This is a genomic window from Gordonia phthalatica, assembly GCF_001305675.1.
GTDB classification, from domain to species: Bacteria; Actinomycetota; Actinomycetes; order Mycobacteriales; family Mycobacteriaceae; genus Gordonia; species Gordonia phthalatica.
On the sequence record NZ_CP011853.1, the window covers coordinates 2623162 to 2636964 of the forward strand.

Below are 13803 nucleotides of genomic sequence, written 5' to 3' on the forward strand. Positions count from 1 at the left end.
GACCGAAGGAGACCGATGTCCGGGATACCCGTCGACCCGGTGGCCACCTACCGCGTTCAGCTGACGCCCGAATTCACCTTCGCCGAGGTTGCAGGCATCCTGCCGCACCTGTGCGAGCTCGGCGTGAGCCACCTGTACCTGTCCCCGATCCTGACCGCGATGCCCGGCTCCCGACACGGTTACGACTGGTGTCCACCCGCGCGGATCTCGGAGGTGCTCGGCGGCCCCGACGGATTCCGCCTGCTCCGCGAACACGCACGGGCCCTGGGCATCGGGGTGATCGTCGACATCGTGCCGAACCACGTCGGTGTCGCGGACCCCGACCACAACCCGTGGTGGTCGGACGTCCTCGTCCGCGGCCTCGAGTCGCCGTACGCGCCCTACTTCGACCTCGACACCGGGCCCACCGACGGTCTCATCAACCTCCCCTATCTCGGGAGTGAGGCAGATCTGCAGCTGCTGCGTCTCGACCGGCACCGACGCCTGGTCCTTGGCGACCTCGCCCTGCCGACGGCGCCCGGCACCTGCGAGCCGGGCGACGACCCGCTCGCCGTCCACCAACTGCAGCACTACCGCCTGGTCCCCCACGACAGCCGCCGCGTCGGCTACCGCCGGTTCCTGGCGATCAACGGGCTCGCCGCCCTGCGCCAGGAGCTGCCCGAGGTCTACGATGCCACGCATTCCTGGCTCCGCGACCTCGTCGCCGAGGACCTGCTCGACGGCGTCCGCGTGGACCACGTCGACGGCCTCGCCGACCCCATCGACTATCTCCGGCGACTGCGGAACGACCTCGGCCCCGACCGGCTGCTCTACATCGAGAAGGGGCTGACGCTCGGCGAGGAGCTGGACCCGCTCCTCCCGGTCGACGGCACCACCGGATACGACCAACTCCAGCTGATCGAGGCACGGTTCACCGCCCCGACCGGGGCGATCGAACTGGAGGAGACGTTCCGCACCGTGTCCGGGATCGAAGGCGACGGCGACGCGCTCCTCCGGCGGGCGCGGGAGCTGAAGCAGGCGGTTCTCGTCGACCAGCTCCCCGACCGGATCCAACGCGTCACCGATCTCCTGGTGGCGACCGCACCCGAGGTCCCCGCCCACAGCATCCAGAAGGCGGCGTCGCTGTTCATCTGCGCCGCCCCGGTCGGCAGGCCCGATTCCCCGTCGCACCTGCCGGAGGTGTTGGCCGCCATCGACCACTTGACGACCGAGTACCCGTCGCTCACCGCAGGCTTCGACGTCCTCGCGGCCGCCTTCCGCGATCCGACGACGGCGCCGGAGGCCCTGGCCCGGATCGGCGAGGCCGTGGTCGCCGTCTACAGCGTCGGCGTCGAGAACGTCGGCTTCCACCGGACCGCGCGGCTGATCTCGAGCCAGGAACTCGGTTGCGTACCACTGGTTCCGGCGATCAACCGGACCGACTTCATCGAGCGGGCCCGTCGACGTGCCGAGACCTGGCCGCGCGCCATGGTCGCGCTCTCGACCCACGACACCAAGCGCAGCGAGGACGTCCGCGCTCGGATCGCGGTGATCGCGCAGACCCCGCAGCGCTGGCGCCTGTTCGTGCGGAGCCTGTGGCGGATCGCACCGCCGCCGCACACGCTGGTCTGCTACTTCCTGCTGCAGAATGTGGTCGGAGTGTGGCCCGACGACAGTGCGCCGTCGCCCGACCTCACCGCACGTCTGGCGGCGTACGCGCAGAAGGCGATGCGCGAGGGCGGACTGGTGTCGTCATGGACGCAGGTCGACGACGCCGCCGAGGACGCCGTGCAACAGTGGCTCCTGGACCTGCAGCGCGGTGAGGCCGCCGAACTCGTCAGCTCGTTCGTCGCGATCATCGCCGACGCCGGCCGCGTCGAATCGCTCTCCCGCAAGGCGGCGTCCCTGCTGCTGCCCGGTGTCGGCGACATCTACCAGGGCACCCAGTGGTGGGACGATTCGTTGACCGACCCGGACAACCGGCGTCCGGTGGACTACACGCGGTCGCTGGACCATCCGAAGGCTCGGGTCGTGCAGACCTGCCTGCAGGTGCGCCGTCGCCATCTGAGCGCATTCTCCCCGGGCAGCGAGTACCTGGACGTGACGCCGAAGGGCTCTGGCACCGACCATCTCTTCGCGTTCGCCCGCGGCCGCGACGGCATCGCCGACGTGGTCCTCGTCGCCGTCCGTCTGGCGTTGATGTTCGCCGACCCGAAAGCGCGCACGAAGGCGCAGATCGTGCTGCCCGCGGGCGACTGGCTCGACGCCTTCACCGGCAACGCGTTCAGCGGCACCGTGACCGCGTCCGCCCTGCTCGGCGACCGGCCGATGGCTCTGTTGGAGCGGACCTCGTTCGAGCACCAGCGGTAGCAGGCTGCCGCTGCCGGTCCGTGCCTTACGGTGTCGGCTGCGCGGGCGCCTCGGGAGCGGGCACGCCCGGTACCGGAGGCTGACCTTCCTGCTGCGCGCCGACGGTGATGCCGGGACCGGCGCTGACATCGCTGGCCAGCCAGTCGTCGTCGACCTTGTTCATCTCCACCTGCAGCAGGATCGCCTGACGGCCGGGGCTGCCGCTGGCGGCACTGACTCCGGAGACCTCGCCCGCGAGGACGACGGTCGCGCGGTCGGCGTCGAACGACTCCACCATCGACGACGTGATCGTGACCTTGATCTTGTCGATCTTGTTGTCCTTGAAGAAGTCCGTGTTGACGGTGGCGTCCGACGAGAGCCGCTTCTTGAAGTCTCCGGTGCTCAGCGGTCCCACGGCCTTACGCATCGAGTCGGCATTCGCGTTCGGGGCGTTCATCGACTCCAGCAGCGTCTCGACGAAGTGCGCGGCCGCGGTCTTGCTGTCGGCGAAGGCGTCGAGCTGCTTGTCCTTCTGAACCACTTGGAAGACGCTCAGCGAGATGGCGACCACGGCGGCGATCGCGAGGATCGCCAGACCGAACTGCTTCAACGCGCGGACGGGGATGGTCAGCTGGACGTTCTTGGCGGACGCGTCCTTCTTCGCCTGTCGGGCCGCGCGCCGCTCCGCGTTGGTCGACGCGTCGTCGCCGCCGGCATCCGCCACGCCGTCCGCGTCCCCGCTCTCCGCGTCCCCGCCGTCCGCGTCACCACTGCCCGTCGACTCGCCCGCCGTCGTGTCGTCGACCGTCCGCTCCTCGTCGAGATCGACCACCGTCTCGTCGATGTTCTCGTCAGACCCCTTGTCCGACTTGCCATTCTCGTCAGCTGAACTCATTCGTCCTTCATCACTTGTCGAGCGGAACCGTTCTTGCGTTCGGATCGTAGTTGGGAGGCGGACCCGCGGTGTCGTCGCCCTTCGGGCGGGGCGCGTTGGCCGCGCCGCGGATCTGCTGGTTGGGATCCTCGGTCACACAGTACAGATTCTTCGGCACCGTCAGTTCCAGGATCTTGGTCGGCCGGACCGGCGACAGACTGTAGTTGCACGACGGCCGCGGGTACAGCGACGCGAGCACCCACCAGGCGCCGTCGTGGAACATCTTCTGTCCCTGGATGGAGCCGTCACGGATCGACGGGAACAGTGTCGCGAGGGTCGGCGCCCGCAGCGCGCCCTGCCGGGCGACGTCGAGGAACTGAGTCAGCACGTCCGACAGCGGATCGGTGATGGTCGCCAGGGACCCGGTGAGGCTGGTGAGCTGTCCCGGTCCGTTGCCGAGGAGCTTCCGCAGCTCCTTGTCGGCCGCGGCCGCCTGGCCGAGCACCGCGTCGAGTCCGCCCACGAGGTTCTGCAGGTCGGGCTGGATGTCGCCGGTCGTCTTCAGGATGGTGCCGGAATTCTGAATCAGCTTCGTGGTCTGCGGCAGCACCTTCGCCAGGTCGGAGAAGATGACGCCGCCGGAGTGGAAGATCGACTTCAGCTGGTTGGGCCCGCTGTCGTTGAGACCGATCTCCAATTCCTTGAGCGTGGCCGTCAGCTTGGGCGCATCGATCTGACCGATGACGTCGAGCGCGGACTGCAGCATGCCCGGGAAGGGAGCGGTGACGTGCGTCTGCGACACGTCGATCACGTCGCCGGCGCTCAGGTACGGGCCCTGATCGGTCTCCGGGGTGATGTTGACGTACTGCTCACCGGCGGCGGACAGGCCGAGCGCCGAGAACTTCGCCTTCTTGTTGATCGGGAAGTCCTTGCGCAGCCGCAGGACCACGTCGACGCTCTTGGGCGTGACCTGGATGGACTGCACGTCGCCGATCCGGGAGCCGCGCAGCATCACCTTGCTGGTGTCCTGCAGTCCGCCGGAGACCGGGAAGTGGACGGTGACGTCGTAGGTCTTCTGCCACGGGCGCCAGCTGAGACTGTTGAACGCGAGGAACGCCAGACCGAGCAGCATCACCACGATCAACGCCAGGTTGCCGACCATGATCTTGCGTTCGCGAAGCCAGTTCATCATGAGCAGCACCCCTTGGTTCCGGTGAGCCGAGCGATGATTCTCGCGAGCGTCTGCTCCATGCTGTTCATGCCGTTGGTGACGTCACCGAGCTCGGGGAGGCGCGACGCGCTGTCGAAGCCCAGCCCGGGCGTGAGCCAGTAGAGCTTGGCGGAGACGGCGGCGGCACTGCCCGACGTGCTCTTGATCCACTTCGGATTCAGCTCCGCTAGGCGGTCGGCGAGCGGACCGAGGGTTCCCGCGGACCTGTTGAGTGCGACGAGCGTCGTGTTGAGGTGGCCGAGCATCTCGGCGAAATCGTCCTGCTCGGACTTCAAGAAGTCGTTGGTGGCCGCCGTGACCTTGTTCGACTTGTCGAGTGTGGTCAGGATCAGCCCGAGCTGGTCGTTGACGGTGTTGATCGCGGCGGGCAGTTTGTTGACCGCGGCGGTGATCTGGGCGCGGCCGTCGGCGAGCTGCTTGGTCCACTTGGCGGTGTTGGCCATCGCCTCGTCGACCAGGGCCGAGTTGGCGTTGAACTTGCTGATCGCCGTGGTGAAGCCCTCGATCGCGCCCTTGAGCTCGGGCGCGTTGCCGCCGATCGCGGTGCTCAACTCGGTGAAGATCCGCTGCAGCGAGCTCACCGAGCCCGAATCGACCAGGCCGGTCATGCTGACCAGGAGGTCCTCCACGGTGGCGGCGGCCGATGTCGGTCCGGTCAGGCTGCCGCCGTCTTTCACGAGCCCCTTCGACGCATCCGCGGGCGGTTGCAGGGCGACGAAGACGTCGCCGAGCGGGGTGGCCTGGCGCAGTTCGGCTCCGGTGCCGATCGGCAGCTTGGTGTCCTTGGCGACCTTCATGGTGACGATGGCTCGGTAGTTCTCGGCGACGATCGACTCCACCTCGCCGACGTCCATGCCGCCGAGGCGGACCTTGGCCTTGTTCGGCAGGTTCAGAGCGTTCTCGAACGAGGTGTGGACGGTCATCGCATCACCGATGCCGCCCGGCGCGGGCAGCGGGATCTGCTCCACGGTGAGTCCGGGCAGCACCCCGCACGCCGAGACGCTCACCGTGGTGAGCAGTGCGGCGACCGCCAGGCCGACCTTCTTCTTCAGGCTCATTTGTTCATCAACCCCAACAGTCCGGAGTAGACACCGAGGTCCGGTCCGAAGTCCTTCAGCTGACCTGTCTCGCAGCCCCTCTTGTCGAGATTGAGGACCTGGCACAGTTTGGAGATCGCCTGGTTGTCGAGCAGTGACTTGTCGAGCAGCACTTGGGCGCGCCACGCGCCCTGTTCCGCCGAGATCGAGTTCGAGAGGTTCTGGAACAGCAGCGGCGCCACGTCGATCGCGTCGACCACCTCGCGGGAGAAGTCCGAGAGGTTGGCCGCCAGCGCCGCCAACCGGCCGGTGGACGAGCTGATGGTGCCCGAGTTGTTCGCCAGGAACTCCGCCGTGTTCTGCAGCGTCTGGTTCAGGTCGCCGAGGGTGGCGACGAGGCCGACCGACTGGTCTCCGAGCATGTCGGAGACCTGGGTCATCGACGCCGAGAACTGCTTCATCTTCGGGTAGTTGTCGGTCAGCGCCGTGGTCAGCGTGCTGAGCGATTTGATGATCGAGGCGAGGACGTCGCCGTTGTCGGCGCCGAGCTTGCCCGCCTTCGACAGGGCGTCGAGCGCCTCCCGCAGTTTGTCACCGTTTCCGGCGGCGATGCCCGAGGTCACGTCGACGAAGTCGGCGATCGGTCCCTCACCGGGCTTGTCGCCGGACATCGACTTGACGATGTTGTCGATGGCGTCGAACAGGGTGCCGATCTCGACGGGCGCCTTGGTGTGCTTGATGGTGGCGCCGTCGTCGAGCTTGGGGCCCTCCTTGTAGGTGGGGGTCAGCTCGATGTGGCGGGTGGTGACGATGGAGGTGTTGACGATGGCCGCCGTGACGTCCTGCGGGACGTCGATGCTGTTGTCGATCGTCATCTCGACCTTCACGCGCGTGCCCTGCGGCTGCACGCTGGTGATCCGACCGACCGGCATGCCGAGGACGGCGACGTCGTTGCCCTCGAAGATGCCGGAGGTGTCGTCGAAGTAGGCGGTGACGGTCTTCGCCTGCCCGGCGGCCGCCTTCCAGGTGGCCGGGACCAGCGAGCAGCCGGTGATCGCCAGCATGCTCGCGGCGGCGAGAGCCGCTCCGGCGAGCGCACGCCGCGCCCGCGTTCTCCGGTCCGAAGTGATCCGCGTGGTTCGCATGGTCAGCATCCGTCCACCACCCGGGCCAGGCAGAGCCAGTTGTCGGGGAACAGACCCCATGGCAGGTAGCCGTTCGCATAAGGCCCGTCACCGGTGATGTTGGTGGTCAGTCGTGCGGTCACCGGGAGGACCTCGAGGAGCTTGCGGAGGTTCTCGCGGTTCTTCTCCAGACCGTTGGAGATGGTGTTCAAGTTCGCCATGACCGGCGCGAACTGGCCCTGGTTCTCAGCGGCGACGGCCCGCGCCTGGTCGGTGAGGGCCGCGACTCCGTCGAGCATGCGCGTGACGAGTTGCTGGCGGGCAACGATCTTGTTGGCGAGCTGTGCGCCCTGGCCGACGATGATCGAGAGCTGGAACTTGCTGTCGAGCACCTGGTCGGTCACCGCGTTCGTGTCCTTGAGCAGCTGATTGATCTGGTCGTGCCGGTTGTTCAGGACGTCGGACATCCGCGTCAGGGACTCCAGGGCCGGGCCCATGACGGCCGGCGCTCCGGCCAGCTGCCGGTTGAGACTGCGGATGCTGTTGGTCAGTTCGTCCGGTTCGACGCCCGCGAGGATCGGGGTGCCCTTCGCGAGGGTCTGCTGCAGGTCGTACGGCACGTACGTCTGCTTGATCCGATCGCCGGGGGCGTCCTTGCTGCTCTGGCCGAGGACGATGTCGACGTAACGCTGCCCGAGGAGGGTCGACATCTTGATCTCGGCCGAGCCGTCCTCCTTGACCTGGACGTCGTTGTTGACCTTCATCTTCACCGTGACGTGGTCGCCGGCGAGTTCCGTGCTCGACACCTTGCCGACATCGATGCCCGCGACGCGGACCTTGTCGCCGGGGCGGATGCCGCCGGCCTGGGCGAAGTCGGCGGTGTACGTCCGCTGCCCGATGCCCGCCGTGCTCAGCCCCACCACCGCCACGATGATGACGACGAGACCGACGGATCCGAAGATGCCGTACCAGAGGCGGCGGTTGCCGTTGAAGGCCCGCCCGAAGCGCTTCTTCATCGGCACACCACCGAATGCTGGGTGCCGCCGATCTTGTTGATCAGGCCGGGCGGGAACAGGACGTCGCCGATGGCGATGTCGAGGTCGCAGACATAGATGTTCAAGTACGTACCCTGCATCATCACGTTGGGGAAGTGACCGAGAAAGACCGGGAGATCACGCGCGAGTTGGTCGAGCTTGGCACCGCTGGCGATCAGCGTGTTGGTGGCCTGCCGTGCCGCGGTGCCCGCGGACTGCAGACTCGACCGGTTGCGGGCGAAGACGTCGGCGAATCCCTGTGCGGTGCGCCCGATCTGGTCGAGCGACTTGCCGAACGCGGCGGAGTTCCCGTTGAGGCCTTCGACGAGCTTGCCCGCACTGTCGATCAGTGTCTCGACCTGCTTGCCCTGCGAGGCCAGTTCTCGCATCACGGTGCCGACGTTGGTGATGATGGCGCCGAGGACCTGATCTCGGTTGGCCATGTCGTCGGCGACCTGCCCGATCTCGGCGATCGTGCGGGTCAGCGACACCGTGTTGCCTTGGAAGGTCTGGATCAGGCTCTCCGACAGCGAGTTCACCTGCTCGGGGGTCAGGGTGTCGAAGACCGGCTGGAAGCCTGCGAGGAGCTTGGTGACGTCGAAGGAGTCCTCGCCGGGCAGGTGCAGTCGGGCACCCTCGTCGAGTCGCTTGCCGGGCGTCTCGCCGTCGATCGACAGCGCGAGATAGCGCTGGCCGATGAGGTTCTGGTAGCGGATGGCGGCGCGGGTGTTCGCATACACGCTCTGGTCGTCCTGGACCTTGAAGCTCACCAGGGCGTGGCCCTCGTCGAGTTCGATCTTCTCGACGCGGCCGACGCGGACGCCCGCCATGCGGACGTCGTCGCCCTCGGCGAGCCCGGACACGTCGTTGAAGGTGGTGCTGAAGTCGGTGGTGGAGCCGCTCACCGAACGTTCGAGGGTCGACCAGATCAGGTAGGTCATGAGCAGCGCGAGGATCGCGAAGAGGCTGAACCCGATCAGCGGTTTGCGAATGCTGGATTTCGCGTTGCGAGTCACTTGTCTCCTCCCTTGGGTGTCACGCCTGCGACCAGCGGGCCGAGCATCAGGGTGTCGGCCGCGGTCGGCTTCCGGCCGAGGGCCTTCTTCAACGTCGTACCGTCCTTGGCCGTCGTGACACCGCTGACGCGCTTCTTGACGGTGCGACGCTGCATGGACGGCGGGTAGATGCTGAGCGGTCCGGACATCGTGGGCCCGGTCCCGGTGCCGGGGCCCACGCAGCCGGGGCCGCGCAGCTGACCGTACGGTCCGCCGTCGTACACCGGGCAGTTCTGCCGGGAGTACTGCTGGTAGGCACTGAAGTTGATGCCGAGGTTCAGTTGGACGTGGCCGTTGGTGCCGGTGAACACGCCGAGCACTCGGCCGGCGAGAACGTAGATCTCGTGGAGCGCCTGCGGCATCGCGTCGGGATCGAGCATCACGGCGCCGAGCATCGTGTTCAGGTCGCGCACGATGCGCTTACCGCCGTCGCCGTTCTTCGCGAAGAGCGTCTGCGTCTGGTCGAGCATCCCCTGCCCCGCCGACAGGAGCGCGGTGAGCTGTTCGGAGTTCTGCGCGACGGTCATCGCGGGCACCACGGACTTCCCGAGTGCGTCCAGGAGGTCGGGCGTGGACTGCGCCAGTCCTCGGACGGCCCGGTTGAAGTTGTCGAAGCCCGACGGCGCTCCGGGCGGGAACTGCGCGTTGATGGTCTTCCAGTACGTGTCGAGCACGCCGACGAACGTCGAGAACGTGGCGCCGCCGCCCTGGAGGGCGTCGGCGATGGTCCCGAGGACCATGCCGAGGTCCTCGGGCGGAACGCTGCGGAGGAGGGTGCGGAGTTCGTTCTGCGCATCCTGCAGGCGGATGGTCGGCTCCGAGGTGTCGGCGGGCACCACGTCGCCCGAGGCCAACCGATCCGACGACGGATTGCCGGGAGCGATCAGCTCGACGGCGTTGACGCCGAACAGGTTCGACGGGACGGTGCGCGCAGTGGTGTTGGCGGGGATGCCCTCGGCCTGCGTCTTGTCGAGCACCAGTTCCACGGACTTGGTCGGGTTGTCGCCCGATCCGGTGAGGTCGATGCTCCCGACGGATCCGACGATGAAGCCGTTGAACCGGACGTCGGCGCCGGAGACGAGACCGTCGCCGATGTCGGTGAGGTCGGCGGTGACCTCGGTGCGGCTGTCGAACTTGCCCTCGTAGCGGGCGATGAGCAGCGCGAAGACGACGGCGGCCACCGCGAGGAAGATCACGCCTCGGATGAAGTAGGCCTTGAGTGACGGGTCGCGCCCACCAGTATCGATTCTCATCTGCTATCCCGATATCTTGATGCCGGCGGAGGTGCCCCAGAAGACCAGGGTCAGGATCAGGTTCGCGAAGACGATCGTGATGATCGACAGTCGGATCGCGTGCCCGGCCGCGACGCCCACGCCCTCCGGACCGCCCGACGCGAAGTATCCGTAGTAGCACTGGATGAACGTCGTCAGCAGGACGAAGACGATCACCTTCAGGAACGAGAAGACCACGTCCCGCGACAGCATGAACTGGTCGAAGTAGTGCAGGTAGGTGCCCGCGCCCTCCCCCGACTGGACCTGGAACATGAGCTGGCAGGCGACGTAGTTGGCGGCGAGCGAGACCGCGTACAGCGGAATGATCGACAGGACCGCGGCCGCCATGCGGGTGGTCACCAGGTACGGCAGCGGGCGGATGGCGATCGACTCCAGGGCGTCGATCTCCTCGCTGATGCGCATGGAGCCGAGCTGGGCGGTGAATCGGCATCCGGACTGTGCGGTGAACGCGGTCGCCGCCAACAGCGGCGCGATCTCGCGCGTGGTCGCGAACGCCGACAAGCCGCCGGTCAGCGGTGACATGCCGAGCAGGTTCAGCGCCGTGTAGCCCTCGATGCCGACGGTCGCACCGCCCATGACGCCGAGGATGATCATGACGCCGACGGTGCCGCCGCCGACGACGATGGCGCCGTTGCCCCACGCGACGTCGGACAGCAGCCGCCACACCTCCTTGCGGTAGTGCGTGAACGTGATCGGCGCCAAGCCGATGGACTTCACCAGGAAGGTGATCAGGTGACCCATCGCGACGATCGCGTCGCGCGGACCCTCCCACAGCTTCTTGAGCCACTCGAGGGGCTTCAGAGCTGTCGGGACATACCGGGATGCGGTCATCTCACACCACCTTCGCCGGGATCACGAGCGCGAACACCTGCGTGAGCACCACGTTTACGGTGAACAGGAGGATCACCGAGTTGACGACGGCCGCGTTCACCGAGTTGGCCACACCGGCCGGGCCGCCGCTGGTCGACAGTCCTCGGTCGCACGCCACGATCGCCACGATGGCACCGAAGATCACCGCCTTCACCAGAGCGAAGACCAGGTCTGGCACGCCCGCGAAGGAGGCGAACGTGCCCGTGTAACTGCCCGGCGTACCGCCTTGGAAGTAGACGTTGAACAGGTAGCCGGTGATGAAGCCGACGAAGCAGACGAAGCCGCAGAGGAAGAAGGAGACGACCATCGTCGCGAGCAGGCGCGGCGAGATCAGTCGCTGGATGGGGTTGACGCCCATGACGCGCATCGCGTCGATCTCTTCGCGGATGGTGCGGGAGCCGAGGTCGGCGGCGATGGCCGACCCGACGGCGCCGGCCAGGAGCAGCGAGGTGACCAGCGGTGCACCCTGGCGGATCACACCGAGGCCGGTCGCCGCGCCGGAGAACGACGTCGCACCGATCTGTCCGGCGATGTTCGAGACCTGGATCGAGACGATGACGCCGATCGGAATGGCGACGAGGAGGGTCGGAAACACCGACGTCGACGACATGAATGCGCACTGGCGGACGAACTCACCGAAGGGAAAGCGACGCTTGACGATGTCTTCGACGAGCACCTTGAACACCTCGACGAACATCGCGAGCTGGCGTCCGAAGGTCTCGAAGGACTTCTTGATGTGTTCGTCGAACCACTTGCCGAAACCACTGTCGGACCAGCGACGTCGACCGGCACTCGGTGCCGCGTCCACCGTGTCTGTGCTCATCCCCTGCCTTCGCTTCGAGTTTCGTCACGGAGCAGCGGAGGCAGACGATCAACTCCAGTCCCCCACGCATTCGCGACGAATCAAGTCGTTCGGTCGTAATATACACAGCATTCTCTTATGGGTGTGCTCAGGGCCACACATAACTTCGCCTATGTAGCAATCGTGCTGGCAGTGGGATCGTGGGAGCCGAAAGACCCGAAAAACTCCGCTGTCACAGGGATTTTCGAGCCGTGATGCGCCGGGCGGATGTCGCCGACAGACGCAGATGCACCAATTTCCGCCAGCCGCGTCTCCCGCCGACACTTGCGTCGTCCGGGACGACGCAAGTGTCGGCGGGAGACGCACCTTATGTCGGCGAGAGACGCATCTACGACCGGACTCAGAAAACTGGGCCGCGGCGGCGGGGCGACTCAGGTCAGGTAGCGGTACGCGGGCGTGTCGGGCTCGAGGCGTTCCACGTCGAGGCGCGACCGCAGCATCCGGTCCTGGAGCCCGTCGAGTGCAGACGGATCGCCGAGTTCGATGCCGACGAGCGCCGCGCCCGTCTCGCGGTTGTTGCGCTTGACGTACTCGAACAGCGTGATGTCGTCGTCCGGGCCGAGCACCTCGTCGAGGAATCGGCGGAGCGCACCCGGCTCCTGGGGGAAGTTCACCAGGAAGTAGTGCTTGAGACCGCGATGGACCAGCGATCGTTCGACGATCTCCCCGTAGCGCGAGACGTCGTTGTTGCCGCCGGACACCAGCGCGACGACCGTCGCGTTCTCCGGCAGCCGCAGCTCCTGCACCGCGGTGACGGCCAGCGCACCCGCGGGCTCGGCGATGATGCCCTCGTTCTGGTAGAGCTCCAGCATCGTTGAGCAGATGGCGCCCTCGCTGACGTAGGTGATCGTCACACTGCCGGGCGCGAAGTCGATCTCCGACTTGTCGATCACCGGGACGGCGGGCGTGTCGGTGATGACGTCGAGCGCGGGGTGACGAACGACGCGGGCGCCCGCGGCGGCCATCACGTCGTGGCCGAGGCTGCCGACCCGTTTCACGGCGGCGCCGTCGACGAAGGAGTCGACGGTCGGCAGCGTGTACGGCTCACCGTTGATCAGGGCCGCCGCAAGCGAGACGGCTCCGCGCGGTTCCACGCCGACGATCGCGGCGTTGGGGCAGACCTCGCGGAGGTAGGTCACGATGCCCGCCATGCAGCCTGCGCCGCCGACGGGGAGGATCACGATGTCGGGGTCGGTCCCGAGCTGGTCGACGATCTCCTTGCCGATGGTCCCCTGCCCCGAGGCGGTGCGCGGGTCGTCGAACGCGTGGATCCAGGTGGCGCCGGTCCGCAGGACGTCGGCCTGCGCGGCGGAGGCGGCGGCGTCGTAGGTGTCACCGACGGCGAGCAGTTCGACGAATCCCTTTCCGTGCCACAGGATCCGGTCGCGCTTCTGCTTGGGGGTGGTGGTCGGCACGTAGATCCGGCCGGTGACCTTCATGGTGGCGCAGGCGAAGGCGACGCCCTGCGCGTGGTTGCCCGCGCTCGCGGCGACGACGCCGGCCGCGAGTTCTTCGTCGGTCAGCTGCGCCATCACGTTGTAGGCGCCGCGGATCTTGTAGGAGCGCACGCCCTGGAGATCCTCCCGCTTGAGGTGGATCCGAGCGCCGGTCTCCTCGCTCAGGCGGGGACACTTCTCGAGCGGAGTGTGTCGCACGACGCCGTCCAGACGCCGCGCCGCATCGATGATGCTCGCCGGGCTGAGTGCTAGATCAGTGGCGGGTGCGATTTTCGGCGTAGAAGTCACGCTCTCCATCGTCCCACCGCTGGTGAGCGACTCGGTAGCCACCCCACCAGATCGTGAGCAGAACGCCGCCGCTGGCCCACATGGCCGCGACACCGGAGGCGGTGAAGGTGAAGACCATCGCGGCGACGATCACGGCCCCGACCACCGCGGCGAGCTTGTACAGCGGCCACAGGACACCGAAGACCGGGACGTGAACTCCACCGCTCACCGTTGCGGTCCGAGGAACTACGTTCGTCAGCGAGGTCATATCCAGAGTGTAGCGCATCCGTGAACAAAAGATTCGGCCCACCGAAACCTACCGAGGGGTATCCGACATCCGCGTGTGACGGCGGAGTCCGCGCAGTTCTGAAC

12 protein-coding genes are annotated in these 13803 nt (G+C 67.1%); 1 reads left to right on the forward strand and 11 read right to left on the reverse strand.

The annotated features are described in order from the left end of the window. Nucleotides 1-15 precede the first annotated feature (15 nt). Entirely contained in the window at nt 16-2349 is a 2334-nt protein-coding gene (gene treY, locus ACH46_RS12315) for a malto-oligosyltrehalose synthase (protein ID WP_062393189.1), read from the forward strand. A gap of 25 nt (nt 2350-2374) precedes the next feature. On the opposite strand, the gene ACH46_RS12320 is transcribed toward treY, so the two are convergent. The 11 genes from ACH46_RS12320 to ACH46_RS12370 all read right to left on the reverse strand — a co-directional run bounded on the left by ACH46_RS12320 (nt 2375) and on the right by ACH46_RS12370 (nt 13660). Continuing rightward, on the reverse strand, nt 2375-3223 hold the full coding sequence (locus ACH46_RS12320; protein ID WP_062393190.1) for a hypothetical protein: 849 nt from the start codon (nt 3221-3223) through the stop codon (nt 2375-2377). Nucleotides 3224-3233: 10 nt separating this feature from the next. Then, entirely contained in the window at nt 3234-4394 is a 1161-nt protein-coding gene (locus ACH46_RS12325) for an MlaD family protein (RefSeq protein WP_062395361.1), read from the reverse strand. Further along, on the reverse strand, nt 4391-5491 hold the full coding sequence (locus tag ACH46_RS12330) for an MlaD family protein (protein ID WP_062393191.1): 1101 nt from the start codon (nt 5489-5491) through the stop codon (nt 4391-4393). Before ACH46_RS12330 ends, ACH46_RS12325 begins: the two co-directional genes overlap by 4 nt. Further along, a complete protein-coding gene (locus ACH46_RS12335) occupies nt 5488-6615 on the reverse strand; it encodes an MCE family protein (RefSeq protein ID WP_120298859.1) in 1128 nt (375 codons plus the stop codon). The genes ACH46_RS12330 and ACH46_RS12335 overlap by 4 nt, the downstream gene beginning before the upstream one ends. Nucleotides 6616-6617: 2 nt before the next feature. Further along, nucleotides 6618-7610, reverse strand: a complete 993-nt coding sequence (locus ACH46_RS12340) for an MCE family protein (protein WP_062395360.1) — start codon at nt 7608-7610, stop codon at nt 6618-6620. Next, the gene (locus ACH46_RS12345) at nt 7607-8644 is read right to left on the reverse strand and encodes an MCE family protein (protein ID WP_062393193.1); all 1038 of its coding nucleotides are present in this window, start codon (nt 8642-8644) and stop codon (nt 7607-7609) included. Before ACH46_RS12345 ends, ACH46_RS12340 begins: the two co-directional genes overlap by 4 nt. Then, nucleotides 8641-9936 carry an MlaD family protein gene (locus tag ACH46_RS12350; RefSeq protein ID WP_062393194.1) on the reverse strand — a complete coding sequence of 432 codons (1296 nt, stop codon included), beginning with the start codon at nt 9934-9936 and terminating at the stop codon, nt 8641-8643. Before ACH46_RS12350 ends, ACH46_RS12345 begins: the two co-directional genes overlap by 4 nt. Nucleotides 9937-9939: 3 nt before the next feature. Then, a complete protein-coding gene (locus ACH46_RS12355) occupies nt 9940-10806 on the reverse strand; it encodes an ABC transporter permease (protein WP_062393195.1) in 867 nt (288 codons plus the stop codon). Nucleotide 10807: 1 nt separating this feature from the next. Further along, entirely contained in the window at nt 10808-11668 is an 861-nt protein-coding gene (locus ACH46_RS12360; RefSeq protein WP_082399645.1) for an MlaE family ABC transporter permease, read from the reverse strand. 410 nt (nt 11669-12078) lie between these two features. Next, nucleotides 12079-13461 (reverse strand): threonine ammonia-lyase IlvA, encoded by a 1383-nt coding sequence (gene ilvA / locus ACH46_RS12365; protein ID WP_062393196.1) that lies wholly within the window; start codon nt 13459-13461, stop codon nt 12079-12081. Then, nucleotides 13418-13660 carry a hypothetical protein gene (locus ACH46_RS12370; RefSeq protein WP_226995607.1) on the reverse strand — a complete coding sequence of 81 codons (243 nt, stop codon included), beginning with the start codon at nt 13658-13660 and terminating at the stop codon, nt 13418-13420. Before ACH46_RS12370 ends, ilvA begins: the two co-directional genes overlap by 44 nt. Nucleotides 13661-13803 lie beyond the last annotated feature (143 nt).

Excerpts from the sequence above, each read along its gene's own strand:
- treY (WP_062393189.1), top strand. The coding sequence starts at position 16 with ATGTCCGGGATACCCGTCGACCCGGTGGCCACCTACCGCGTTCAGCTG.
- ACH46_RS12320 (WP_062393190.1), bottom strand. The coding sequence starts at position 3,223 with ATGAGTTCAGCTGACGAGAATGGCAAGTCGGACAAGGGGTCTGACGAG.
- ACH46_RS12325 (WP_062395361.1), bottom strand. The coding sequence starts at position 4,394 with ATGATGAACTGGCTTCGCGAACGCAAGATCATGGTCGGCAACCTGGCG.
- ACH46_RS12330 (WP_062393191.1), bottom strand. The coding sequence starts at position 5,491 with ATGAGCCTGAAGAAGAAGGTCGGCCTGGCGGTCGCCGCACTGCTCACC.
- ACH46_RS12335 (WP_120298859.1), bottom strand. The coding sequence starts at position 6,615 with ATGCGAACCACGCGGATCACTTCGGACCGGAGAACGCGGGCGCGGCGT.
- ACH46_RS12340 (WP_062395360.1), bottom strand. The coding sequence starts at position 7,610 with ATGAAGAAGCGCTTCGGGCGGGCCTTCAACGGCAACCGCCGCCTCTGG.
- ACH46_RS12350 (WP_062393194.1), bottom strand. The coding sequence starts at position 9,936 with ATGAGAATCGATACTGGTGGGCGCGACCCGTCACTCAAGGCCTACTTC.
- ACH46_RS12355 (WP_062393195.1), bottom strand. The coding sequence starts at position 10,806 with ATGACCGCATCCCGGTATGTCCCGACAGCTCTGAAGCCCCTCGAGTGG.
- ACH46_RS12360 (WP_082399645.1), bottom strand. The coding sequence starts at position 11,668 with ATGAGCACAGACACGGTGGACGCGGCACCGAGTGCCGGTCGACGTCGC.
- ilvA (WP_062393196.1), bottom strand. The coding sequence starts at position 13,461 with ATGGAGAGCGTGACTTCTACGCCGAAAATCGCACCCGCCACTGATCTA.